Here is a 21,533-nt window from a genome sequence, read left to right as displayed (position 1 = left end):
GGCCCATGACCGGGTTGTCACGGCGTCACGTTCTGATCGGTGGGTTGACACTCGCGGCGCTGGCCGCATCACCGCACAAGGCCGTCGTGGCCGATCCCAACCGCCCGCTGCAGCCGGTCGAGGATCGACTCGGCGAGATGGAACGTCGCCAGAACGCGTTGATCGGGGTGTTCGCAACCGATCTCGGCACCGGGCGCACCATCGCACACCGAGCGCAGGACATGTTCGCGATGTGCTCGACGTTCAAGACCTACGCCGCGGCGCGGGTACTGCAGAAGGCCGAGCGCGGTGAGCTCGCGCTCACCGATCGCGTCACGATCGAGCCGGGCGATATCGTGCCCAATTCGCCGGTGTCCGAGGCGCACGTCGGGCAGACGATGACGTTGGCGCAGTTGTGTCAGGCCGCGCTGCAGCGAAGCGACAACGCCGCGGCCAACTGGCTGTTACGGGTCATTGGCGGTCCGTCCGGCGTGACCGATTTCGCCCGCAGCATCGGCGACCAGCGGTCCCGGCTCGACCGCTGGGAGATCGAGCTCAACGCGGCGGTGCCGGCAGACCCGCGCGACACGACGACGCCCGAGGCCATCGGGGCGGGTTACCGGTCGATACTCACCGGCGATGTGCTCGCCGAGCCGCAACGCCGGCAACTCGACGACTGGATGCGGGCCAATCAGACGTCGAGCGTGCGACCCGTGCTGCCACCGGGCTGGGCGACGGCCGACAAGACCGGCAGTGGTGACTACGCGAGCACCAACGACGTGGGTATCGCGTACGGCCCGGTCGGCGAACGACTGCTACTGGCGATCATGACCAGGACCGCGGCAAACGACCCCGACGTCCCGAACGACCGGCAGTTGGTCGGTTACGTGGCTTCTGTGCTGGTGGCCGAACTTCTGGCCGGATGACGCCGAAAGCAGCAGCTTAGCCCGGCCACCCCTCGGGGCCGGGTCCAGCTGGCTGTCAGCGGCTGTCCCCCCACGCTCTTGGCCCCCCCTGCACTGAGCGCCAGCCGCTGACTAGACGGTATGGCATGCGGCGCGACGGAGGAATCGGGCGAATCCCTATCTTTTTGCACTGGCACGTTTAAGGGTGCCGGGCAAACACGCGCAATTCGGTCTCAGACCAGCGACGACGCCGGATCCGTGTACGGCAGGTCGAGGTCGGCGGCGACCTGTTGGGACAGCAGGGCGCCGTCGTGGGTGGACAAACCCCTCGCAAGCGAGGCGTCGGCCCGGCACGCCGCCCGCCAGCCCTGGTCGGCCAGTTTGAGCACGTACGGCATGGTGGCGTTGGTCAGGGCGAAGGTGGACGTGCGGGGCACGGCTCCGGGCATATTGGCGACGCAGTAGAAGATCGTGTCGTGCACGGCATACGTCGGGTCGTCGTGCGTGGTCGGATGCGAATCCTCGAAGCACCCGCCCTGGTCGATCGCGACGTCGACCAGCACTGCACCGGTTCTCATATGGGCGACAGTCGAATTCGAAACCAAAGTGGGTGCTTTGGCGCCCGGCACCAGAACCGCGCCGATGACGAGGTCGGCGTCCTTCACCGCGTCCTCGAGCTCCAGGATCGACGAGTAGCGGGTCTGCACGCGGCCACCGAACTCTGAGTCCACGTCGCGCAGCTTGTTCAGGCTGACGTCGAACACGGTGACGTGCGCCCCCATGCCCGCGGCCACCCGCGCGGCGTTGTATCCGGCGGTGCCGCCGCCGATCACGACGACGGCGGCCGGAGCCACACCCGGCACGCCGCCCATCAAGACGCCGCGGCCGCCGTGGCTGCGCATCAGGTGGTAGGCCCCGACCTGGGCCGCCAACCGTCCGGCAACCTCGCTCATCGGGGCCAGCAGCGGAAGGGCGCCGTCGGCGGTCTGGACGGTTTCGTAGGCGATCGACGTCGTCCCGGAGACCAGCAGGGCTTCGGTGCACGGCCGCGATGCCGCCAGATGCAGGTAGGTGAACAGCGTCTGACCACGGCGCATGCGCTCGTATTCGGCTTCGATCGGCTCCTTGACCTTGAGCAGGAGGTCGGCCTGGGCCCACACCTCGTCGGCGCCGTTGATGAGCTGGGCTCCCGCGCGTTTGAAGTCGGCGTCCGAGATCGCCGAACCCTCACCCGCACCCGACTGGATGATCACCTCGTGACCGCGGTGCACGAGCTCGGCGACGCCGGCCGGGGTGATCGCGACCCGGTATTCGTTGTTTTTGATCTCGGTCGGAATGCCGACACGCATGACCGCTCCTCTGCTGAAGTGTGAAATCCAGTGTGAAGAAACTTCGCTCTAGCGGGCAATTCATCTGCGTGAAATTCTGTAATCTCGCGGTATGGACGATAGATCTTCATTCCCGCGGGCATCAGGCGGTGGGGATCCGAAGGATGTTCGCCCCGTTCCTCTCGACGACGTCGACCGCCGGATTCTGGCCGCGCTACACCGCGACGCGCGCATGTCCAACAGTGCGCTCGCCGAGGCGGTCGGGATTGCGCCGTCGACGTGCCACGGCAGGGTGCGCCGGCTCCAGGACTCCGGGGTGATCCGCGGTTTCTACACCGACATCGATCCGGCGGCGATCGGTCTGCCGCTACAGGCGATGATCTCGGTGAGCCTGCAGTCCAGCGCTCGCGGCAGGATCCACAGCTTCATTCAGCAGATCCGGCGCAGGCCGCAGGTGATGGACGTGTATTTTCTGGCCGGCGCCGACGACTTCATCCTCCACGTCGCCGCCCGTGACACCGACGATCTGCGCTCGTTCGTGGTGGAAAACCTCAATGCCGATGCCGACGTCGCCGGTACGCAGACGTCGCTGATCTTCGAGCACCTCCGGGGAGCGTCGCCGCTGTAGCCGAAAAACCGTTGTTGCTCAAGGGGTTTGAATGTAGCGCGCCGCGTCGGCGGCGTACTGGGGCGGCACGCACACCTCGTAGCGCCGAGCCTCGAGCGACTCGACACTGGAGAAGTCCCGTTCACCTCTGGTCGCCACATGCGCGACGAACCCGAATACCGCGCCCCAGAACGCGCCGATTGCCAGCGCGATCAGCATCGTCACGATCCACACCGGTCCGACGGTGAAGATCGCGAACAGCAGGCCGATGAACAAGCCGAACCAGGCGCCGCTCGCCGCGCCGGCGAATGCCGCGCGTCCCTTGGTCATACGTCCCGTGATGCGTTCGACCGTGCGCAGGTCGTCGCCGATGATGCGCACATGCTCGACGGGGAAGCCGCCGTCGGACATCCGGTCCACCAACCGTTGCGCGTCGGCATAGTTGTCGAATGTCGCGATGACCTGGCGGGCGGGCCGCTGGTCACCCACCTGTTGCTCGGGCCGTCCACTCGTATCCGTCACTTCGAACTCCATCTGCTGTCGTTCCGGTGTGCTGTCAGCATGGTTACCCGCTTTCCCGAGGCATTGCCGCCGAATGCGGCGATCCGGTCGCATCAATCGGCGTCGACCCCGGTGGATAAGGTGACGCCATGCGAGTCGGAGTGCTGGGCGCAAAGGGCAAGGTCGGCGCGACGATGGTGGAGGCCGTCCAAGCCGCCGATGACCTGTCCTTCACCGCGGGCGTGGATGCGGGTGATCCGTTGAGCCTGCTGACCGACAGTCAGACCGAGGTCGTCATCGACTTCACCCATCCCGACGTTGTGATGGACAACCTCGAGTTCCTCATCGAGAACGGGATACACGCCGTCGTCGGCACCACCGGGTTCACCGACGAGCGGTTGGCCACCGTCCGGCAATGGCTGGAGGCCAAACCGGACGCAGCGGTACTGATCGCGCCGAACTTCGCGATCGGAGCGGTGCTGTCGATGCATTTCGCCCAGCAGGCCGCGCGGCATTTCGAATCGGTCGAAGTCATCGAGCTGCACCATCCGCATAAGGCCGACGCCCCGTCCGGCACCGCGGCGCGCACCGCGCGACTCATCGCCGAAGCGCGAAAAGGCATGCCGCCCAACCCCGATGCCACCAGCACCGGGTTGGACGGTGCGCGCGGTGCCGACGTCGACGGTGTTCCGGTTCATTCGGTGCGCCTGGCCGGACTGGTCGCCCATCAGGAAGTGCTGTTCGGCACGCAGGGGGAGACGCTGACCATCCGGCACGACAGCCTGGACCGGACCTCCTTCGTGCCCGGAGTGCTGCTCGCGGTGCGGCGGGTCGCCGAACGGCCGGGGCTCACGGTGGGTATCGAGCCGCTCCTCGACCTCTGATGGCCGAGGGCGGCCGCGTCCTGCGCATCCAACTGTTGATCGGCTTCATGTGTGTCGCGCTGGTCGTGTACTTCGTGCTGCTGGGCCGCCTCGCGATGGCGTTCGTCAGGACCGGTGAGCCGGCCGCGGTGGGGCTGGGATTGGCGCTGATGGGGCTTCCGTTGATCGGGTTGTGGGCGATGCTCAGCACGCTGCGGGCGGGCCTGGCCCATCAGCGGCTCGCGCGGATCGTCCACGACGAGGGGATGGAACTCGACGTCAGCGCGCTGCCCCGGATGCCGTCGGGGCGAATCCAGCGCGACGCCGCCGACGCGCTGTTCGTCACCGTGCGCGCGGAACTGGAAAACGACCCGCAGAACTGGCGACGGTGGTATCGACTGGCACGTGCCTACGACTACGCCGGTGACCGCAGCAGGGCGCGCGAGGCGATGAGGAAGGCCGTCGAGATGGAAGAGCGCGAGCCGTGAGCAAAACGTTGTTGGTCATCCATCACACGCCGTCGCCACACTGCCAAGAGATGCTCGAGGCGGTCGTGGCAGGCGCAACCGATCCGGAGATCGAAGGTGTGGAAGTGGTGCGCCGACCAGCGCTCACGGTGTCTCCGGTCGAGATGTTGGAGGCTGACGGCTATCTGCTGGGCACGCCCGCCAACCTCGGATATCTCAGTGGTGCCCTCAAGCACGCCTTCGACCAGTCGTACTACCAACTGCTCGACACCACTCAAGGACGGTCGTTCGGGGCCTACATCCACGGCAACGAGGGCACCGAGGGAGCCGAGCGGGGTCTCGTGGCCATCACTACTGGGCTTGGCTGGGTGCAGGCTGCGGAGACGGTTCTTGTCATGGGAAAGCCGACCAAGGCCGACGTCGAGGCGTGCTGGAACCTCGGGGCAACAGTCGCTGCTCAGCTGATGGAATAGCTGTCAAGCCTCAGAGAGTCCTGGGTTGTCGCAAATCCTCACTGCAGCATAGTGTTCGACGTACGACCGATGGTGTAGGCCGAAGTAGGTGCAGGTGCGATTCTCGAGGTCGACGACATAGCGGAGAACGCCGGCTCGCCACGCCGCTGCGGCAAACTCTCGAAACGTGGTTTCACCCGCCTGGTCGGCACGCAGCGCGGCGACGAGCGCCTCTTGGTTGAACGACGGCACCTCCGACATGCCCTCAACCAGGGCACGTCCTGGACGCAAACCGGACCGAGATCGGTTTCGTACAGGCTGTGCATCGCTGGAAGCCACCAGGTATTGAATCGGACACCGGCGCGCCGCATCGTTTCAGCCAGATGGGGAAATGCCTGGACCCCTGGACGCCGCGCGGCGGCATCACGCTGTGCTGCTTGAAGATTCGCTACCGCAGCAGTCATGTCTTCTCCGTTACCGGTCGAGTTGGCAAGCCCATTGACAACAACAAACCATAATGACAACATATTGTCAATGGATAGCGCTGACGAGGTCGCACTGCTGATCGCAGACGTATACGAACTCGCCGGACTCTTGCGGCGCTCAGGTGAAGCGATCGCGGCCGGCCAAGGCCAGACCCAGGCGCGATGGCAGCTGCTCAGCGTGGTCTCGGAACTACCGCGCAGCGTGCCGCAAGCCGCTCGCCGCCTCGGGGTCAGCCGCCAGGGGGTTCAGAGGGTCGCCAATGATCTCGTCGCGGCCGGCTTGGCTGAATTCAGACCCAACCCCGACCACCGCACATCGCCCCTCCTTGGGCCAACCGCCGAGGGCCGTCGCGTTCTGCAAGGAATCACCGAACGCGCCCTCGTCGTCAACAATCGACTTGCCGACGCATTGGAGCCTTCGACGCTGCAGGCGACGCGCGAGGCGATACAACGGATGATCACCGCGCTGCAAGATCGAGCGCCCATAAGGTAACCATCACGACCGTTGGCCGCCACGTTGAGGGAGGACTCATGCCCGGAATCGCCGAACTCGCCCTCGGCGCCGCGCCACTCGCCGGCGGGGCACTGCTCGGTATCGCCGCGGGCAACCTCCGCGGACCCGACTTTCGCGGGATGATCGCCAAGGACATGGATCTGCTCGAGCGCATACCCGACGACCAACCCGAACTCAAGGCGCGGCTGAAAGCCAGCATCGACCATCGCATCGAAGACATGATCAGCGCCGCCGAGCGCAGCCGCGACCTGCGGCTGGCGGCAATGTCCTACCGGGGGAACTGGCGCGACATCGTGGTGTTCCTCTGCGCGATCCTGTTCACCATCGTCTGGTGGAACGTCGACCACGACCGGACGAACTGGCTGTTGATGTTCATCGTGATGATCCTCGCGACGATCGTCGCCGGGATCTACGCCGCGCGCGGCCTGCTGCGATCGCTGCAGATGTTGCTGCGCAGACGTCGTCCTCAGTAGTGGTAGGTGTCCGACGGAGCCGGGATGTGCGCAGGATCGTCGACGTCGTCGAACTCCGACACCTCGATGCCGTACGCGCGGGCCAGATCGAGGATCTTGTTCGCCCGGGCGATGCGGGGTAGATCCGACCCGTTGCGGATCTCACCGCCGTCGCGTTCGAACTCGACGAAAAACTCTTTGGCCCAGGCGATTTCCTCGGGCGACGGGGAAAGCCCCTCGTTGACGGTGGTGCACTGCTCGGGTGTCAGGCAGATCTTGCCCGTCATGCCGAACTCGACGGACACCGCCGTGGCCTCGCTGAGCTTGAGCGCACTCGAACCCACCGTGGGGCCGTCGATCGCGCTCGGGAGGTGGGCGGCCTTGGCCGCGATGGTGAACCGCGACCGCGCGTAGGCGAGGGTGGTCGGATTCTCGCCGAACCCGGTGTCACGCCGGAAGTCGCCGATGCCGAACGCCAGCCGGAACGTGCCCTTGGCCGCGGCGATGGCGGTGATGCGCTCGAGCCCCCTGGCGGTTTCGACCAGCGCGACGATCGGCACCCCCGGTAGCCGATTGGCGGTTTCGGTCACGTGGTCGACGGATTCGACCATCGCGAGCATGATCCCACCGACCGACGTCTTCGCCAGCGCGTCGAGGTCGTCGGCCCACCACGGCGTGCCGAACCCGTTGACGCGGACCCAGTCGGTGTTGCCCTCGGTCAGCCAGCGGACGACGTTGTCGCGGGCGACGGTCTTGTCCTTCGGCGCGACCGCGTCCTCGATGTCCAGGACGACGATGTCGGCTCGGGACCGTACGGCAGGGGCGAACCTGTCGTACTGTGCGCCGTTCACCAGCAGCCAGCTGCGGGCCAGCACCGGGTCGATACGCGAGCCGACGTCCTCGTGGTCCGCGTGAGCGCCGTGATCCGAAACGTCCATCGGATCATCGTTGCGTATCGGCCGGGCAGGCTGTGCCCGGACCCGGTCAAATGCGCCTCAGTTGGGCAGAGCGGATTCGAACAGCTCCTGCAGAGCAATCCAGTGCCGCTGGGCGGCCTCTTCGTCGTACGGGGCGTTGTCGGGCACCGCGAAGCCGTGGCCGGCGGGGTAGAACTCCACCGTGTGGGTGACGTTCGCCGCGGTCAGGGCCTTGTCGAGGGTCTCTGCGTGCGCGGTCGTGAAGCCCTGGTCCTTTTCGGCGCCGGCGACGTAGACGGTGGCCTTCATCTGGTCGGCGAGCAGATGCGGGCTGTTGGGTTCGTCGGTGACCAGCCCGCTGGCGTGGAACGATCCCGCCGCGGCGACCCGATCGGGTACCCGACCCGCGACGATCACCGAAGTGCGCCCGCCCATGCAGTAGCCGCAGACCCCGAACGCGTCGCCTTTGACCTCGGGCCGTGACTGCAGGAAGTCGAAGAACGCCGCGGCGTCGGAGGCCATCATGTCGGGGGTGATCGAGGAGATCATCGAGAACAAGCGTTTGCGCTGCTTAGCGTCGGTGAAGGCGGTCCGCATGTCGAACGGCTCCCAGTCGCCGTGGCGGTAGTACACATCGGGCAGCAGCACAGCGTGGCCGAACCCGGCCAGCCGTGCGGCCATTTCCTGGAAGGTGTCGCGGACACCGCCGGCGTCGACGTACATCACGACGCCGGTCCACGGTCCCGGGCCGTTCGGCGTGTGCAGGGTGACAGGGCAGGTGCCGTCGGGAGTGGTGACGGTCGCGGAGATGCTCGGCATGGCCTCCGTTCTACTCGCCGGGTCTGGAAGTAAGCTGACCGGCGTGCCGATCGTCACGCCTTACGAGGATCTCCTGCGGCTGGTGATGGAGCGCGGTACCCCGAAGTCCGACCGCACCGGCACCGGCACTCGCAGCCTGTTCGGCCACCAGATGCGCTATGACCTCGCGGCCGGATTTCCGCTCATCACCACCAAGAAGGTGCACACCAAGTCGATCGTCTACGAGCTGTTGTGGTTCTTGCGCGGCGACTCGAATGTCCGCTGGCTGCAGGAGCGCGGCGTCACCATCTGGGACGAATGGGCCTCTCCGACAGGGGATCTCGGTCCTGTATATGGCGTGCAGTGGCGTTCTTGGCCGACGCCGTCGGGCGAGCACATCGACCAGATCAGCGGCGCGCTGGAGCTGTTGAAGTCCGATCCCGACTCGCGCCGCAACATCGTCTCGGCATGGAACGTCGGGGAGATTCCGCAGATGGCGTTGCCGCCGTGCCACGCGTTCTTCCAGTTCTACGTCGCGGACGGCAGGCTGTCGTGCCAGCTGTATCAGCGCAGCGCCGATCTGTTTCTCGGTGTGCCGTTCAACATCGCCAGTTACGCGCTGCTGACCCACATGATGGCGGCGCAGGCCGGGCTGGAGGTCGGTGAGTTCATCTGGACGGGCGGGGACTGCCACATCTACGACAATCACGTCGAACAGGTGCAGTTACAGCTCAGCCGCGACCCCCGACCCTACCCGGAACTGGTTCTCGCGCCGCGGGATTCGATCTTCGACTACACCTACGAAGACGTCGCCATCTGCAACTACGATCCACATCCGGCGATCAAGGCCCCGGTTGCGGTCTAACGTCGGGCTCATCTGGGCCCAGTCGAGTTCCGGTGTCATCGGCCGCGGCGGGGGTATCCCGTGGCGTTTGCCCGAGGACCAGGCTCGGTTCAAGGAACTGACGATGGGTCACACGGTGGTGATGGGCAGGTTGACGTGGGAGTCGCTGCCCGCCAAGGTCCGTCCGTTGCCCGGGCGTCGCAACGTGGTGCTCACCCACCGGCCCGACTATGCGGCCGAGGGAGCAGAAGTGGTGGCCTCGCTGGACGACGCGCTGACCGACGATCCGGTGTGGGTGATCGGCGGCGCTCAGATCTACACGGCGGCCCTGCCGATCGCGACGCGCTGCGAGGTGACCGAGGTCGAGATCGACCTGCCGCGTCAGGACGCCGACGTGATGGCCCCGGTGCTCGACGAGTCGTGGATCGGGGCGGCGGGGGACTGGCTGACCAGTACCTCTGGCCTGCGCTACCGGTTCTACAGCTACCGGCGCTGACCGGCCTGCTGAACACCCAAGCGCTCAGCTCGGTACGTTTTCGCCGCAGATTGCGTACATGCCTGAGCGCTGGGCGACGGCGATGTCGGTGGTGTGGGGCACGATGGCGGGGTGCCGACCAGACTCACGGCCGAGCAGGCGCGGCGTGTCGCCGTCGCCGCGCAGGGGCTCGCCGAACCGCGCCCGCGGGGGCCGGTCACCCGTGCACATCTGCGAAGGCTGATCTCGCGGATCCAGGTGTTGCAGTTGGATTCGGTGTCGGTGTCGGTGCGCGCCCACTATGCGCCGGTGTTCAGTCGGCTCGGGCCCTACGACCGCGACGTGCTCGACAGGGCGGCGTGGAGCCATTCGCAGCGATCGCCGCGGATGCTGGTCGAGTACTGGGCGCACGAGGCGGCGCTGATGGCGGTCGACGACTGGCCGCTGCTGCGGTGGCGGATGCGCGAATACACCCACGGCCGGTGGGGCAAGGAGATCGTCAAGAAGAACGCCAAGCTGGCCGACGAGGTGGTCCGCGCCGTGACCGAGTTGGGCCCGTCGACCGCGGGCCAGATCGAGGAGCATCTGGGCGCCGAGCAGCGGGGCCGCAAAGGCCCGTGGTGGGACCGCAGCGACACCAAATGGGTGACCGAGGCGCTGTTCGCGTCCGGAGTGCTCACGACCGCCACCCGGGTCGGGTTCGCGCGGCACTACGACCTGGCCGAGCGGGTGTTGCCGCCGGAGGTGCTCGCCCGTGAGGTCGACGAGGCGGACGCGGTGCGCGAACTGGTGCTGAGAGCCTCGGGCTCGCTGGGTGTGGGTACGGAACAGGACATCCGGGACTATTTCCGGTTGTCCCCGGCGCAAGTGAAGCCCGCGATCGCGAAACTGGCCGCCGACGGCGAACTCGAACCGGTCGAGGTCGACGGTTGGAAGGGGCCGGCGTATCTGCGGACGGGACAGGTGATTCCGCGACGTGACCGCGGAACGGCGCTGCTGTGCCCGTTCGATCCGCTGATCTTCTTCCGACCACGGGTCGAGCGCCTGTTCAACGGATTTCGGTACCGCATCGAGATTTACACCCCGGCGCCGAAGCGGCAGTACGGGTATTACGTGTGGCCGTTTCTGCTCGATGGCGAACTGGTCGGAAGGGTTGACCTGAAGGCCGATCGCGCACGCGACGCGCTACATGTGGTGGGTGCGTTCGGGGAGTCGGGCGCTGAGCCGACACGGGTCGCCAAGGCGTTGGCCGACGAACTGCGGACCATGGCGTCGTGGCTCGGGCTGACCGACGTCACGGTCGGCGCAAATGGCGACCTGGTCGACGATCTACGCCGATTCTAATAGCCGAAAAATTTTGTGTCGGTTGCGGTCACCTGATGGGGATAGGTTGTCCAGCAAACAATCAGCGCTTCCCGTTAGCAAAATCGTGTGCCTGGATGAGTGACGAACTGAAAGTAGATGTGCCAGCTCTGGATAAGACAGCGCGGCACATTGATACGACCGCCGACGAGCTGCGTGCTCGCCATAGTTCCGCGCATTTGCGGATAACCGCAGCTCAGCGTGGCTGGATCGGCGGGAGCGCGGTCGCGCTAGCGGCGAAAGCGGCGCAATGGGAAGAGGAAAGCGCTCGTCACTACACTGATCTGGTTGAGCGCGGCCACGATTTCCGTTCTGCTGCAGCCAGCTACTTCGAAACTGACTCAGAATCAGCCTCTGCGATTGACGAAGCCGGCCCCAGCCTGCGCGACCTAGGACTGTGAGCTAACGCGTGTCCATTTCGCTCGCGGACATACAGTTTTGGGAACCTGACGAGATCCATGAGGTCTCGCAGGCCGCGGCTGCTCGGGCTCGGACCAGTCGCGAGAAGGCCGACGAGCTTCGTAACCTGCCGGCGTTCACGCAGTGGAGCGGGGATGCCGCAGAAGCCGCTCGAGAAGCGATCAGCGAGAGCCGCAATAGCCTCGAGATCTCCGCGCGAGAGGCGTTTCTCGTCGCCGTTGGCGCCGCACGTGCGTACGACGATGCAAAGGCTGTAAAGAGTGAAGTCAGAGAGCTTCTTGCATATGCCGCCGAGTCGCCGGCAATCGAGATAGTGACCAACACCAACACCGTTCTTCCACCCGATACCGTCGGATGGTCCACGGAGGAGGTCGTCAAGGCGGATGCGAAGGTGGCCGACCTCCAGAATCGCATCGCTGCTGTGTTGATGCATGCTGAGTCGACAGACGACGAACTTGCGCGGGTTCTGTCATCGGCGACAGGTGATCGATTTCCGAGCATCGGCGCGGAGAACGTCACTCCTGAACGAGAGCTCAACCGCCGCAATGCGTTCCGCGAGGTCTACGGTCGCGACCCCGCCTCGCCCAATGACTGGCGTATGGCGGCTGCGCTCGACCCTGGGTCATATCAGCCGAGGAATCTCGGTGTCGACGCGGAAGTGGTGGCGGGGAGGTTCACCCCACAACCGGGTCGGGGACTTGTCCGGACCAACCTCTTCATCCCGGCTGAGAAGGTCCAGAATGTCGCCATGGACGGGACTGACATCGCCAACGGTCGGTTATTCCCAGACAATTTGGGCGACAACCGTGGACCGGATCCGAATGCCGACATTGAAGCGTCACGCGTGACGATCCTGCTCGACTACGAGAACGGCGTTGTCGTCGCACGACAGAATCCAACCGTCGCAGTCGACGGAGAGCGAGGCGGCGCGCTTGCAGCCGTTCCCCAGGTCAATGTTCTCGAAGCGCCCGATGGCCGGATCACAATTGACTACAACGCCCACGACTCATACGAGAACCCCGCGGCCAAGGCGGCTGGCGTGACTGTGAACGGTCGCGTGACCTTCGCTCCCGCGGAGAATGGTGCGGTAAGTCTCGGAGGCAACACGACCATTTACCCGAGCATGGAGACCTACCAGTACCGCGATTACGCCGAGCCCGTAGAACTCCAATGGGATCCAGCCAACTCGGGTAGCGAACTAGGCCCGGCGACCAGCCTCAGCCGCCACCATTGGGTTGGCGATGCGACCATCCCTTTCGTTGAACCCGACATCCCAAGTTGGAAGTGGGAACTGGAAAACCTCACACCCTGGGGTGGAGATCCCTTCAGTGCCCACGCGACCGAGTTGCAGGATCCGACCGCCGGTCGACTGCCAACAGTCGCCAAAGGAAGATAGGTCCGTGGTCGCCACAACCGGACGTTCGCCGTCCCTTCGGGAGATCGGAGTATCGATCGCTCTCGTGGCAGCAGCAGCGTGCCTCGTAGCCGGTCTTCTGACGGCTGGGCGATTCGTGGTCAACGGGGCCGCCTCGGGAGGGGAATACGTCCTCGGGTTCGTGTTCGGGCTGAGCCTCTACGGCCCGGCGTTGATCTGGGCTGCGTGGCCAGTCGCGGTGCCGGGGATCGCTGTCGTCGGTGTTGCGCTGGCGTTCGCCGGGCGCAGAAGTCGCATCGTGCAATCGCGCTTGACTCAGAATCGCGGAGTTCGTATCGCGAAGGCAATCTTGCTCGTGTACGCCGCTGTGCTGGTCGTCAGCTGGCTCGTCTGGCTCTTAGGGGCCCGCTGACCTACGCCGAGTGTTGGGTTGACGCACGTGTCGCGCGATACCGCGTGACACAACCCGACACTCGGCCGAAAGGGACGGTTCAGACGCAGTCGGCGCAGATCGTGCGATCGCCGGACTGCAGTGCCAGCCGGCTGTGGTGCTGAACCAGGAAGCAGCTCGAGCAGGTGAACTCGTCGGCTTGCTTGGGCAGCACCCGCACGGTGAGTTCCTCCCCGGACAGGTCCATGTCGGGCAGGATGATCGGATCGGCCGCGTCACCATCATCGACGTCGAGCACGGCGACGTCGACCTGTCCGCGCCGCCGGGCCGCAATCGCCTCGAGCGACTCGTCGACCGCTTCGTCGGGGTCTTTCACACGGGGTGCGTCGTAATCGGTGGCCATCGGTCACACTCCCTCTCTAGATCGGCGTCTGGGTAACACCGATTGAGAACGGATTTGTTCCCGGCCGGCGGGCGGTCGAAACCTGGATTCTCGGCTCGGTTCGGTCTACACCCGGCGGCCGGCTCGGCGCTCACCGGCATCACCGTCGGCCCGCGTTAGGGTGAGCCGTGGCCGAGACCTCGCCGCTGCGCGTCCAGCTGATCGCCAAAACCGAGTTCAGCACGCCGCCGGATGTGCCATGGGAGACCGACGCCGACGGCGGACCCGCGCTCGTCGAATTCGCCGGCCGCGCGTGCTATCAGAGCTGGTCGAAGCCGAATCCGCGCACCGCCACCAACGCCGCCTACGTCCGCCACATCATCGACGTCGGGCATTTCTCGGTGCTCGAACACGCCTCGGTCTCCTTCTACATCACCGGTATCTCCCGGTCGTGCACCCACGAACTGATCCGTCACCGCCACTTCTCGTACTCCCAGCTCTCGCAGAGGTACGTCCCCGAACACGACGCGCAGGTGGTGGTGCCGCCGGCAATCGAGGGCGACCCCGAGTTGATCGAGATGTTCGCCGCGGCGGCCGACGCCAGCCGCGCCGCCTACACCGAGCTGCTCGAACGCCTGGAGGCCAAATTCCGAGGCGACGAGCCCGGCGAGAAACTCGGTGTTCTGCGAGGCAAGCAGGCGCGTCAGGCCGCGCGTGCGGTGCTGCCCAACGCCACCGAGACCCGCATCGTCGTGACCGGCAACTACCGCGCCTGGCGGCATTTCGTCGCGGTGCGGGCCAGCGAGCACGCCGACGTCGAGATTCGTCGACTGGCCATCGAATGCCTGCGCCAACTGGTCAACGTCGCACCCCAGGTGTTCAGCGACTTCGAGATCTCCACGCTGTCCGACGGCACGGAGGTCGCCACATCCCCTCTGGCCACGGAAGCGTGACCATCAACGAGTAATCTGAGCCGCGTGAGCACCAGCGGAATCGATGTGAGGGCCCGTTTGGGCACCGTGCTGACCGCGATGGTGACTCCGTTCAAGCCCGACGGCACGCTCGACTGTGATGCCGCGGCCCGCTTGGCGACGCGGCTCGTCGACTCCGGCTGTGACGGCCTGGTGCTGTCCGGGACCACCGGTGAGTCGCCGACCACCACCGATGCCGAGAAGATCGCGCTGTTGAGAGCGGTGCTCGACGCCGTCGGCGACCGGGCACGCATCATCGCCGGTGCGGGCACCTATGACACCGCGCACAGCGTGCACCTGGCCAGGGCTTGTGCCGCCGAGGGCGCACACGGGCTGCTGGTGGTGACGCCCTACTACTCGCGTCCGCCGCAGGCCGGGCTGCTGGCGCACTTCACCGCGGTGGCCGACGCGACGCCTCTACCGGTGGTGCTCTACGACATCCCGCCGAGGTCGGTGGTGCCGATCCAGTGGGAGACGCTGCGCATCCTTGCCGAGCACCCCAACATCGTGGCCGTCAAGGACGCCAAGGGCGATCTGCACGGGGGCGGGCAGATCATCGCCGAGACCGGGCTGGCGTACTACTCGGGGGACGACGCGCTCAACCTGCCGTGGCTGGCCATGGGGGCTGTCGGATTCGTCAGTGTGTGGGGTCACCTGGCGGCCAGCCAGCTGCGAGAGATGTTGTCGGCCTTCCAGTCCGGCGACATCGCGACGGCCCGCAAGATCAACGCCACGCTGGGCCCGCTCGTCGACGCGCAGGCCCAACTCGGCGGGGTGACGTTGTCGAAGGCCGGGTTGCGACTACAGGGCTTCGAGGTCGGCGATCCGAGGCTGCCGCAAGTGCCCGCCACGCCTGCACAACTCGACGCGTTGGCCGCAGATATGCGGGCGGCCGCGGTGCTGCGGTAGTGAACGAAGAACTCAACCCACCGGGGCCACTGGCCCCAGGCGGACTTCGGGTCACTGCGCTGGGCGGGATCAGCGAAATCGGTCGCAACATGACCGTTTTCGAGCATCTGGGCCGACTGCTGATCGTCGACTGCGGTGTCTTGTTTCCCACCCACGACGAGCCCGGCGTCGACCTGATCCTGCCCGACCTGCGCCTCATCGAGAACCGGCTCGACGAGGTCGAGGCGCTGGTGCTCACCCACGCGCACGAGGACCACATCGGCGCGATTCCGTTCCTGCTCAAGCTCCGTCGCGACATCCCGGTCGTCGGCTCGAAGTTCACGCTCGCCCTGGTGGCCGAGAAGTGCCGCGAGCACCGGATCAAGCCGGTCTTCGTCGAAGTCGACGAGGGCCAAAGCTCGCGACACGGCGTGTTCGAATGCGAGTACTTCGCGGTCAACCACTCGATTCCGGGATGCCTGGCCATCGCGATCCACACCGGCGCGGGCACTGTGCTGCACACCGGTGACATCAAGCTCGACCAGTCTCCGCCCGACGGGAAACCGACCGACCTGCCCGGTATGTCGCGGCTCGGCGATGCCGGGGTGGACCTGTTTCTGTGCGACTCGACCAACGCCGAGATTCCCGGTGTGGGTCCCTCGGAAAGTGAGATCGGGCCGAACATGCACCGGCTGATCCGCAGCGCCCAGGGCCGGGTCATCGTCGCCTGCTTCGCCTCCAATGTCGGTCGCGTACAGCAGATCATCGACGCGTCGGTGGCGCTGGGTCGCAAGGTGGCGTTCGTCGGCCGCTCGATGGTCCGCAACATGGGGATCGCCAAGGAACTCGGATATCTCACGCTGGAAAACGATGACGACATCATCGACATCGGCGCCGCGGAGATGATGGCGCCCGAACGCGTCGTACTCGTCACCACCGGTACGCAGGGCGAGCCGATGGCGGCCCTGTCGCGCATGTCGCGCGGCGAGCACCGCAGCATCACGCTGACCCCGGGTGACCTCATCATCATGTCCTCGTCGCAGATACCGGGCAACGAGGAAGCGATCTTCGGAGTGTTGGACGCGCTGGCGAAGATCGGGGCACGCGTCGTCACGAACGCGCAAGTGCGAGTTCATGTCACCGGTCACGCCTACGCCGGTGAACTGCTGTTTCTCTACAACGGTGTGCGGCCTCGCAACGTGATGCCCGTGCACGGCACCTGGCGGATGCTGCGGGCCAACGCCGGTCTGGCCGCGCGCACGGGCGTTCCCGAGGAGAACATCGTGCTGGCCGAGAACGGCGTGAGCGTCGACCTGGTGGCGGGCCGAGCCTCGATCGCGGGCGCGGTGCCCACCGGGAAGATGTTCGTCGACGGGCTGGTGACCGGCGATGTGGGGGACGCCGTAGTCGGTCAACGGCTCACGCTCTCCTCGGGGTTCATCGGCATCACGGTGGTCGTCCAGCGCGGCACCGGTAAGCCCGCGGCGCCGCCGCACCTGTACTCCCGCGGCTTCTCCGAGGACCCGAAAGCTCTCGAGCCGGCCACCCGCAAGGTCGAAGAGGCGCTCGAAGCGCTTGTGGCCGAACGGGTCACCGACATAAACCGCATCGCCCAGGCGTCGCGGCGGGCCGTCGGCAAATGGGTGGGCGAGGTCTACCGGCGCCAGCCGATGATCGTCCCGACGGTCATCGAAATCTGACCAGCCTCATCGGCATCCGTGGGACCCCACTTGTGGGGCTGCCCGCCTATGAGCGAATTATTCGCTATCGACGAATAATTCGCTCATAGCTGGGCAGTAAAGGAGGTACCACTGGCAGCTGGAGGAGGCGGCGGCTGCAAGCTTGCGGCTGCTGGCAGCTGGAAGAGGCGGCGGCTGCGAGCTCGCGGCTGCTGGCAGCTCAGCGCTTGTTGACCGACCCCGCGTCGACCGGGAGCGCGACGCCGGTGACGTAACGCGCCGCATCGGAGACCAGCCACGCCACCGCGTTGGCGATGTCTTCGGGTTGCAGCACCTGGACGGGAAGCGCGTTGCCCATGTCCTGCGGAGACTTCTCGGCGATGCTGCCCAACCACTGTCGCGTCGCTTCGTTGTTGATCATCGGGGTGTCCACGCCGGCAGGATGCACCGAGTTGACCCGGATGCTATGTGGCGCAAGCAGATTGGCATACAACCGCATCAACCCGACGATGCCGTGTTTGGCGGCGACGTAGCCGATCGCGCCGGGGTCGTCGCTGCCCATTCCGACCAGGCCGACCACCGAACTGGTGAGGACGATCGAACCGCCCTCGCCGGTGGCGATCAGTGCCTCCTTGGCCACCTCCACCGTGTGATGGACGCCGGTGAGGTTCACGTCGATCACATCGCGCCACCCGTCGGCGCCGGACTGCATCGGCGCGATACCGGCGTTGGCCACGACGATGTCGAGGCGGCCGAACTCGCCGAGACCGGCCTGCAGTGCCGAGGCCAAGCCATCCTGGTCGCGAACATCGGCCTGGCGCGCCACTATTCGCGCGCCCGTGTCCTCGACGAGTTTCACGGTCTCGGCGAGATCGTCTGCTGTCGCCAGCGGATAAGGCACCGAGGCGATCTGGTCGCAAAGATCGACGGCGATGATGTCCGCGCCGTCGGAGGCCAACTTCACCGCCTCTGCGCGGCCCTGACCTCGCGCCGCGCCTGTGATGAACGCGACTCTGCCTGCGAGCGGAGCCATCAGGACCGCAGCGCGCCCTTGCTCGGATCACCCGCGACGACCGGCTGCAGCATCTTGATGTCGGGCGCGCCGTCGAGGTGCTCGCCGACCGCACCGAACAGCTCACCGATGGCGGGGGCGGTGCTGTGCGTCTTCAGGGCGTCCTCGTCGGCCCACTGCTCGACGAACACGAAGGTGCCGTTCGCCTCATGCAGCGCGTAGAGCTCGCAGCCGGGCTCCTGGTGCACCGCCTCGATGGCCTTTTTGCACGCGTCCCGCACGGTGTCGACGGACTCGGGCTTGGCGGTCATGGTGGCGACGACGACAACGGGCATTGGCGGGACTCCTCGGTGAGTGCTGCTGGACGAGTGCACAGCCTACTCACCGACAGCCGCGGTGCTCAGACCACGTCAATCCAGATCGTGAAGGCCGCCGTAGCCGTCGCGACGACGACGAGGCCCACGGTGTCAAGCGTCCCGATTCGCGGGGCCTCGCTGCGATGTATTCGCAATTCGCGCGCGAGAAGGAACAACGGGAACGTCACGCTGATCGCGATGAAGAATGAGGCGACGACGTAGATCCAGACGAATCGGATGCCGTGTTTGCGCGCCTCGAACACCATGAAGATCACCGCGGCGAGTAGGAACAGGGCGATGTCGGCGGTGATGGACCGCGACGCCGGGTTGACCTTGGTGTCTTCCCAGAACACGCGGAAGAATCCCGCCCCGCTGTCGAGGTAGGCGAGGTTCTGGCTCCACGTGGCGATCAGCGCGCCGACCGCGATGGCGGCATAGACGGCACAGAGCGCTTTAGTGGTCGTCGGCAAGCCCGCCGACCTGTCGTTATCGGTCATTTCCGCACGATAAGTCGCAAAAGGGCGTCAATCGATACGGATCTGTTACCCGTGTGGCAGATGGTGATTCTGGGGCTAGAGCGACTAGGCTTACAGGCATGCCTAGTAAGACCGCCGCGCGCTCTGGAAGTCGTTCGACCAGGTCAAAGCCGGGCGCGCGATCGGGTGGCCGCGCGGCGCCGCGACGGAAGCCGGCTCCGCGCCGGACGTCGTCACCGCGCCGGACATCGTCGCCCATCTCGTCGGCCGGTGCCTCGGTGGGACGCGGCGTGCGGGCCGGTTGGTTGATGTTGGCCAAGGGCGCGGGCACCACGGCGCGTTCGGTGGGTCGGGCCCGCGATCTGGAAGCCGGCCATCGCCGCGACGGCATCGCGTTGGCGCTTCTCGGTCTGGCGGTGATCCTCGCGGCGAGTTCGTGGTTCGGCGCCGCCGGTCCGGTGGGCGACTGGCTCGACACTTTCTGGCGGACGTTGATCGGCGCGGCCGTCGTGCTCGTTCCGATCGCGCTGGCCGCCATCGGTGTGACGCTCATGCGCACCGAACCGGATCCTGACGCCAGGCCGAGGCTGATCCTGGGTTCGGCGATGATCGCGTTGCCCGCACTCGGGCTGTGGCATCTGTGGGCGGGCTCGCCGCAGGATCCGGCGGCACGTCGACAAGCGTCGGGCTTCTTCGGCTTCGCAATCGGCGGTCCGCTCTCCGATGGCCTGACGCCGTGGATCGCCGCGCCGCTGTTGTTCATCGGGGTGCTGTTCGGCGTCCTGCTGGTGACCGGAACAACGATCCGCGAAGTGCCCTCGACCGTGCGCGCGATGTTCTCCGCACGCGGCTACGACGAGTACGACTACGACGATTACGACGACGAGGACACCGCCGTCATCTCCGAGTCCGACGATTTCTCCGACGGTTACTACGACGACCCCGCCTCCTACGGCGACGACGCCGAACAGGCCTGGCCGACCGGAACGCCGATGGAGAACTATCCGCTCTCCGACGAAGCCCCGACAATCCCCGAACCGACCGCCAAGACGCGCAAGAAGAAGTCCAAGCAGCCGACGATGACGCTCGACCGTGTGGTCGACGGACCGTACGCGCTGCCGTCGCTCGAGCTTCTGATCGCCGGCGATCCTCCGAAACGGCGCAGCGCAGGCAACGACCGGATGATCGAGGCGATCACCGAGGTGCTCGACCAGTTCAAGGTCAACGCATCGGTCACCGGCTGCACCCGCGGACCGACCGTCACGCGCTACGAGGTCGAACTCGGACCGGGTGTCAAGGTCGAGAAGATCACTGCGCTGCAACGCAATATCGCCTACGCGGTCGCGACCGAGAGCGTCCGGATGCTGGCGCCGATTCCGGGCAAGTCCGCCGTCGGTATCGAGGTTCCCAACGTCGACCGCGAAATGGTGCGCCTGGCTGACGTGCTGACCGACCCGGCCACCCGAGGTGACCACCACCCGCTGGTCATCGGTCTGGGCAAAGACATTGAGGGCGAGTACATCTCGGCGAACCTCGCCAAGATGCCACATCTGCTGGTCGCCGGCTCGACCGGTTCGGGCAAGTCGAGCTTCGTGAACTCGATGCTGGTGTCGCTGTTGGTGCGGGCCACACCGGAAGAGGTCAGGATGATCCTGATCGACCCGAAGATGGTGGAACTGACACCCTACGAAGGCATTCCGCACCTCATCACCCCGATCATCACCCAACCGAAGAAGGCCGCCGCCGCGTTGGCGTGGCTGGTCGAGGAGATGGAGCAGCGCTATCAGGACATGCAGGCGTCGCGCGTGCGCCATATCGACGATTTCAACAAGAAGGTGCGCTCCGGCGAGATCACCACACCGCTGGGCAGCCAGCGTGAGTACAAGCCCTACCCGTACATCGTCGCGATCGTCGACGAGTTGGCCGACCTCATGATGACCGCCCCGCGCGATGTCGAGGATGCGATCGTGCGCATCACCCAGAAGGCCCGCGCGGCAGGTATTCACCTGGTGCTGGCCACGCAGCGACCGTCGGTGGACGTCGTCACCGGCCTGATCAAGACGAACGTGCCCTCGCGGTTGGCGTTCGCCACGTCGTCGCTGACCGACAGCCGCGTCATCCTCGACCAGCAGGGCGCCGAGAAGCTGATCGGCATGGGCGACGGGCTGTTCCTGCCGATGGGGGCCAACAAGCCCATCCGGTTGCAGGGCGCGTTCATCACCGACGACGAGATTCACGCCGTCGTGGAGGCGACCAAGTCGCAGGCCGAACCGGAGTACACCGAGGGCGTCACCAATGCCAAGACCAACAGCGAGCGCACCGACGTCGACCCCGACATCGGCGATGACATGGACGTCTTCCTGCAGGCGGTCGAGCTGGTGGTGTCGAGCCAGTTCGGGTCGACCTCGATGTTGCAGCGCAAACTGCGCGTCGGGTTCGCCAAGGCGGGCCGGTTGATGGATTTGATGGAGACCCGCAACATCGTCGGGCCGAGCGAGGGTTCCAAGGCCCGCGAGGTTCTCGTCAAACCCGACGAACTCGCGGCCACGCTGGCATCTATCCGCGGATCGGACGCCGGCGGCGACGACGACGAGTGACTTGTGCGCGCTCAGGAGCGCTGAGCGCATCGAGGCG

At 66.0% G+C, this 21,533-nt stretch carries 26 protein-coding genes; 17 read left to right on the top strand and 9 right to left on the bottom strand.

All coding sequences use genetic code 11. From position 1 onward, the window contains the following. Positions 1 to 5: 5 nt before the first annotated feature. The gene (gene bla / locus AU197_RS10365) at positions 6 to 905 is read left to right on the top strand and encodes a class A beta-lactamase (RefSeq protein ID WP_064402513.1); all 900 of its coding nucleotides are present in this window, start codon (positions 6 to 8) and stop codon (positions 903 to 905) included. Positions 906 to 1,117: 212 nt separating this feature from the next. On the opposite strand, the gene ald is transcribed toward bla, so the two are convergent. Further along, on the bottom strand, positions 1,118 to 2,233 hold the full coding sequence (ald, locus tag AU197_RS10360; protein WP_064402511.1) for an alanine dehydrogenase: 1,116 nt from the start codon (positions 2,231 to 2,233) through the stop codon (positions 1,118 to 1,120). Positions 2,234 to 2,324: 91 nt separating this feature from the next. Here ald and aldR point away from each other — a divergent pair, with 91 nt between their 5' ends. Next, positions 2,325 to 2,840, top strand: a complete 516-nt coding sequence (gene aldR, locus AU197_RS10355; RefSeq protein ID WP_064402510.1) for an HTH-type transcriptional regulator AldR — start codon at positions 2,325 to 2,327, stop codon at positions 2,838 to 2,840. Between the two features lie 18 nt (positions 2,841 to 2,858). Here the strand turns inward: aldR and AU197_RS10350 are convergent, their stop codons facing one another. Continuing rightward, positions 2,859 to 3,341, bottom strand: a complete 483-nt coding sequence (locus tag AU197_RS10350) for a YflT domain-containing protein (RefSeq protein WP_064402863.1) — start codon at positions 3,339 to 3,341, stop codon at positions 2,859 to 2,861. 128 nt (positions 3,342 to 3,469) lie between these two features. On the opposite strand from AU197_RS10350, the gene dapB reads away from it, so the two are divergent. From dapB to AU197_RS10335, 3 genes are read left to right on the top strand one after another with little or no spacing between them, the layout of a single operon-like run. Next, positions 3,470 to 4,204 carry a 4-hydroxy-tetrahydrodipicolinate reductase gene (gene dapB / locus AU197_RS10345; protein ID WP_064402508.1) on the top strand — a complete coding sequence of 245 codons (735 nt, stop codon included), beginning with the start codon at positions 3,470 to 3,472 and terminating at the stop codon, positions 4,202 to 4,204. After that, positions 4,204 to 4,671, top strand: a complete 468-nt coding sequence (locus tag AU197_RS10340; RefSeq protein WP_064402506.1) for a tetratricopeptide repeat protein — start codon at positions 4,204 to 4,206, stop codon at positions 4,669 to 4,671. Before dapB ends, AU197_RS10340 begins: the two co-directional genes overlap by 1 nt. 50 nt (positions 4,672 to 4,721) lie before the next feature. Further along, the gene (locus AU197_RS10335; RefSeq protein ID WP_156434385.1) at positions 4,722 to 5,123 is read left to right on the top strand and encodes a flavodoxin family protein; all 402 of its coding nucleotides are present in this window, start codon (positions 4,722 to 4,724) and stop codon (positions 5,121 to 5,123) included. Between the two features lie 3 nt (positions 5,124 to 5,126). Here AU197_RS10335 and AU197_RS26630 read toward each other — a convergent pair whose 3' ends face one another. After that, positions 5,127 to 5,363, bottom strand: a complete 237-nt coding sequence (locus AU197_RS26630) for a DUF1398 family protein (protein WP_231744887.1) — start codon at positions 5,361 to 5,363, stop codon at positions 5,127 to 5,129. A gap of 273 nt (positions 5,364 to 5,636) precedes the next feature. Between AU197_RS26630 and AU197_RS10325 the strand changes: the two genes are divergently transcribed. Further along, a complete protein-coding gene (locus tag AU197_RS10325) occupies positions 5,637 to 6,080 on the top strand; it encodes a MarR family winged helix-turn-helix transcriptional regulator (RefSeq protein ID WP_064402502.1) in 444 nt (147 codons plus the stop codon). 38 nt (positions 6,081 to 6,118) lie between these two features. Continuing rightward, positions 6,119 to 6,574 (top strand): hypothetical protein, encoded by a 456-nt coding sequence (locus tag AU197_RS10320; RefSeq protein WP_064349714.1) that lies wholly within the window; start codon positions 6,119 to 6,121, stop codon positions 6,572 to 6,574. Here AU197_RS10320 and AU197_RS10315 read toward each other — a convergent pair. Both AU197_RS10315 and AU197_RS10310 read right to left on the bottom strand, forming a co-directional pair. After that, entirely contained in the window at positions 6,568 to 7,491 is a 924-nt protein-coding gene (locus AU197_RS10315) for an HpcH/HpaI aldolase/citrate lyase family protein (RefSeq protein ID WP_064402500.1), read from the bottom strand. The genes AU197_RS10320 and AU197_RS10315 overlap by 7 nt on opposite strands. Before the next feature lie 57 nt (positions 7,492 to 7,548). Next, entirely contained in the window at positions 7,549 to 8,289 is a 741-nt protein-coding gene (locus tag AU197_RS10310; protein ID WP_064402498.1) for a dienelactone hydrolase family protein, read from the bottom strand. 43 nt (positions 8,290 to 8,332) lie between these two features. Here AU197_RS10310 and AU197_RS10305 point away from each other — a divergent pair, with 43 nt between their 5' ends. From AU197_RS10305 to AU197_RS10285, 6 genes are all read left to right on the top strand, one after another. Beyond that, the gene (locus tag AU197_RS10305) at positions 8,333 to 9,133 is read left to right on the top strand and encodes a thymidylate synthase (RefSeq protein WP_064402862.1); all 801 of its coding nucleotides are present in this window, start codon (positions 8,333 to 8,335) and stop codon (positions 9,131 to 9,133) included. Further along, on the top strand, positions 9,123 to 9,608 hold the full coding sequence (locus tag AU197_RS10300) for a dihydrofolate reductase (RefSeq protein WP_064402497.1): 486 nt from the start codon (positions 9,123 to 9,125) through the stop codon (positions 9,606 to 9,608). The genes AU197_RS10305 and AU197_RS10300 overlap by 11 nt, the downstream gene beginning before the upstream one ends. A gap of 111 nt (positions 9,609 to 9,719) precedes the next feature. Continuing rightward, complete coding sequence (locus tag AU197_RS10295; protein WP_064402495.1) at positions 9,720 to 10,931, top strand: winged helix-turn-helix domain-containing protein; 1,212 nt, start codon at positions 9,720 to 9,722, stop codon at positions 10,929 to 10,931. 95 nt (positions 10,932 to 11,026) lie between these two features. After that, the gene (locus AU197_RS25985; protein WP_197415507.1) at positions 11,027 to 11,350 is read left to right on the top strand and encodes a WXG100 family type VII secretion target; all 324 of its coding nucleotides are present in this window, start codon (positions 11,027 to 11,029) and stop codon (positions 11,348 to 11,350) included. 8 nt (positions 11,351 to 11,358) lie between these two features. Further along, on the top strand, positions 11,359 to 12,765 hold the full coding sequence (locus AU197_RS10290) for an Rv0964c family protein (RefSeq protein ID WP_064402494.1): 1,407 nt from the start codon (positions 11,359 to 11,361) through the stop codon (positions 12,763 to 12,765). Between the two features lie 64 nt (positions 12,766 to 12,829). Then, complete coding sequence (locus AU197_RS10285; RefSeq protein WP_156434374.1) at positions 12,830 to 13,156, top strand: hypothetical protein; 327 nt, start codon at positions 12,830 to 12,832, stop codon at positions 13,154 to 13,156. Positions 13,157 to 13,235: 79 nt separating this feature from the next. Here the strand turns inward: AU197_RS10285 and AU197_RS10280 are convergent, their stop codons facing one another. Then, a complete protein-coding gene (locus AU197_RS10280) occupies positions 13,236 to 13,538 on the bottom strand; it encodes a DUF4193 domain-containing protein (protein ID WP_064402490.1) in 303 nt (100 codons plus the stop codon). 167 nt (positions 13,539 to 13,705) lie between these two features. Between AU197_RS10280 and thyX the strand changes: the two genes are divergently transcribed. The 3 genes from thyX to AU197_RS10265 are packed head-to-tail and all read left to right on the top strand — an operon-like array spanning position 13,706 to position 17,076. Further along, positions 13,706 to 14,470 carry an FAD-dependent thymidylate synthase gene (gene thyX, locus AU197_RS10275; RefSeq protein ID WP_064402488.1) on the top strand — a complete coding sequence of 255 codons (765 nt, stop codon included), beginning with the start codon at positions 13,706 to 13,708 and terminating at the stop codon, positions 14,468 to 14,470. A 24-nt stretch (positions 14,471 to 14,494) separates the two neighbouring features. Next, the gene (gene dapA, locus AU197_RS10270) at positions 14,495 to 15,397 is read left to right on the top strand and encodes a 4-hydroxy-tetrahydrodipicolinate synthase (RefSeq protein ID WP_064402486.1); all 903 of its coding nucleotides are present in this window, start codon (positions 14,495 to 14,497) and stop codon (positions 15,395 to 15,397) included. Then, positions 15,397 to 17,076, top strand: a complete 1,680-nt coding sequence (locus tag AU197_RS10265) for a ribonuclease J (protein WP_064402483.1) — start codon at positions 15,397 to 15,399, stop codon at positions 17,074 to 17,076. The genes dapA and AU197_RS10265 overlap by 1 nt, the downstream gene beginning before the upstream one ends. Before the next feature lie 199 nt (positions 17,077 to 17,275). On the opposite strand, the gene AU197_RS10260 is transcribed toward AU197_RS10265, so the two are convergent. The 3 genes from AU197_RS10260 to AU197_RS10250 form a co-directional block, all read right to left on the bottom strand. Then, positions 17,276 to 18,088 (bottom strand): mycofactocin-coupled SDR family oxidoreductase, encoded by an 813-nt coding sequence (locus tag AU197_RS10260; RefSeq protein WP_064402481.1) that lies wholly within the window; start codon positions 18,086 to 18,088, stop codon positions 17,276 to 17,278. Continuing rightward, entirely contained in the window at positions 18,088 to 18,402 is a 315-nt protein-coding gene (locus AU197_RS10255; protein WP_064349694.1) for a putative quinol monooxygenase, read from the bottom strand. Before AU197_RS10255 ends, AU197_RS10260 begins: the two co-directional genes overlap by 1 nt. A gap of 65 nt (positions 18,403 to 18,467) precedes the next feature. Continuing rightward, on the bottom strand, positions 18,468 to 18,920 hold the full coding sequence (locus tag AU197_RS10250) for a DUF2834 domain-containing protein (RefSeq protein ID WP_064402478.1): 453 nt from the start codon (positions 18,918 to 18,920) through the stop codon (positions 18,468 to 18,470). Between the two features lie 98 nt (positions 18,921 to 19,018). Here AU197_RS10250 and AU197_RS10245 point away from each other — a divergent pair, with 98 nt between their 5' ends. Further along, positions 19,019 to 21,496, top strand: coding sequence for a DNA translocase FtsK (locus AU197_RS10245; RefSeq protein WP_082696595.1), 2,478 nt, complete (start codon positions 19,019 to 19,021; stop codon positions 21,494 to 21,496). Positions 21,497 to 21,533: the final 37 nt, after the last annotated feature.

Source organism: Mycobacterium sp. IS-1590, assembly GCF_001500025.1.
Lineage (GTDB): Bacteria > Actinomycetota > Actinomycetes > Mycobacteriales > Mycobacteriaceae > Mycobacterium.
Note: the sequence above shows the minus strand (reverse complement) of the source record. Positions and strands in the feature narration are given on the sequence as shown.